2 protein-coding genes are annotated in these 2,304 nt (G+C 44.4%); both read left to right on the top strand.

Annotation, left to right across the window (positions count from 1 at the left end; translation table 11 throughout):
• Positions 1-140: 140 nt before the first annotated feature.
• Positions 141-1,274 carry an alpha-hydroxy-acid oxidizing protein gene (locus L1N82_RS23035; RefSeq protein ID WP_235289809.1) on the top strand — a complete coding sequence of 378 codons (1,134 nt, stop codon included), beginning with the start codon at positions 141-143 and terminating at the stop codon, positions 1,272-1,274.
• Between the two features lie 332 nt (positions 1,275-1,606).
• Positions 1,607-1,945: a DUF2512 family protein gene (locus tag L1N82_RS23030; protein ID WP_235289808.1), complete on the top strand. Its 339-nt coding sequence runs from the start codon at positions 1,607-1,609 to the stop codon at positions 1,943-1,945.
• The last annotated feature ends 359 nt before the right edge of the window (positions 1,946-2,304 follow it).

Genomic DNA, 2,304 nt, shown 5'->3' with positions numbered 1-2,304 from the left:
TTTTCAGGGTGTAACCAATATGTAAGAGCGTCTGTCCGATAACTTGGGCAGACGCTCTTTTTGTTTTTTGGGACATAATACTAACGGATAGATTTAACTTGGAGGGATACCATTTGTTTAGAAGCTGCGAAGATACACAAATGAATTTTTATGAATCCAAAGATTCTTCTTCACCTTTGCTGCCGCTAACCTTTGACGAATGGGAAATGGAGGCTCGTAAGAAATTGGGAGCAGGCCCCTTTGGGTATGTGCATGGAGGAGCAGGTGGAGGGGAAACCATGGAGGCCAATCTCTCCGGTTTCCGTAATTATCAGATCCGTCCGCGTGTCTGTTCGGATGTATCAAAACGAGATCTAAGTATAGAACTGTTTGGACAGCAAGCTTCCGTACCTTTTCTCATGGCGCCCATCGGTGTGAATTCCATTGTTCATCCGGTTGGTGAACTGGGAGCAGCAAGAGCGGCTGCTAATTTAAATGTACCTTATGTATTGAGCAACGTGTCAACGCATCGTATGGAGGAAGTAGCAGAAGCAATGGGGAACGCACTTCGTTGGTTTCAACTGTATCCCCCTAAGAATGAAGAGCTGATGCAAAGCTTTCTACAAAGAGCCGAGAAAGCAGGTTTTTCGGCGATTGTAGTTACGGTAGACTCAACCTTATTGGGATGGCGTATAACAGACTTGAAAAATCGTTATCTTCCTTTCCTGGACGGCCATGGTATGGGCAATTACTTTTCGGATCCCGTATTTAGAGATATGTTGAAACAGTCCCCGGAAGATAATGGGAGGGACGCAGTACTTAAGGCATTAGACGAAGGCAATAATACTTGTTTTACATGGAAGACACTGACGAAGGTGAGAGAGAGGACTAAGCTTCCTCTGCTGTTAAAGGGACTTACTCATCCAGAGGATGCGCTGCTGGCCTTGGAGCATGGAGCAGATGGGGTGATCGTCTCGAATCATGGAGGCAGGCAGTTGGATGGCGCAGTTGGTACCATGCAGGCGCTGCCCGAGGTGCTAAGGACGGTAAACGGCAAAGCTCCTGTCCTTTTAGATGGTGGCATTAGGCGTGGAGCGGATATCATTAAAGCCTTAGCTTTGGGGGCTACAGCAGTTCAAATTGGCAGACCCTACATGTATGCATTGGCAGTAGCTGGTCAGACCGGTGTTGAATATATGCTCCAGAATCTAATAGCTGAAACCGAACTTCAACTCGCGATTTCTGGAAACTCTTCTGTTAAGGATCTGGATGAAAGCCTATTGGGTAAAGTTTGAAATATACAAAAAAGGAATGTTTCTTTACTTAAAAAGGCCATAGTTCGGTTTGCTGATAATGGACAAGTGGTTAATATCTCAAATTTAATATGTGCAATTTCGATGTAAGATTCTATTGATGGCTTAGCATAGGAGATCGAACAACTTATAGATGCTACAGCCTTCTGATTTCCTCAGCTTGTGAATGTGAACTTTAGAAGTTGGGTCAGACAGATTATCTCGGGGCTAAGGATTACCAGTATGGGGAATATGGAAGGCCAGCAGTTTCCAGTACTAAAAAGACGACGCGAGTCAAACTATATGTATAGTCTCGAACTGAGGAGGTGCTTTGAATGATGAACTTCATTGTAAAATGGCTGTTAAACGGAATCATCGTTGCCCCGCTGCTTATGTTCTACACCGGTATATCCTTCACTACTGCTGCAGTTGCTGCTTCCATTCTAACAGTTGTAGCATATCTGCTTGGTGATCAGGTACTGCTGAGGGCAACGAATAATACGTTTGCAACGGTGTCGGATTTTGCATTGGTGGCTATTTATCTTGGGATGCTGAGTTACTTCTATAATTGGTACTTAAGCGTAGGGGAATTGCTGATAATTTCGGCTTTAGTTGCGGTTGCGGAGTGGTTTTACCACCGATACTTTCTTAGAGACAAGGCTTATAGTGTATAGTATTAAAATGATTGCCCTGTTCAGCTCTAAGTGAGTGGACAGGGTTATTTTTTGAATGCGGGCAGAATTAAAGATAGATTAAATTAACAGTTGCTTTAATGTACGAGTCATGATAACCTATGAATCCGGCCGCAAGCGAAGGGCTGGATAGCGGGAGAGAGCAGTAGCATATTGAGCTGGATAAACCGGTCACGAGTGAGTGGCAAAAATAAACACTTGCATATGATCTACGCAGTATGGTATATTCTAATTCCGGTCGCGAGAGCGGCAGGGTACAAGCAAGACGGAGCGGAGATCGCAAGATGAATGCTTCCGGTAATTGTTCTTTGAAAACTGAACAACGAGCGAACTGCCCTGTC

Source organism: Paenibacillus tarimensis (assembly GCF_021532315.1).
Taxonomy (GTDB): Bacteria; Bacillota; Bacilli; order Paenibacillales; family Paenibacillaceae; genus Paenibacillus_I; species Paenibacillus_I tarimensis.
This window is presented reverse-complemented; position numbering and strand designations above follow the sequence as displayed.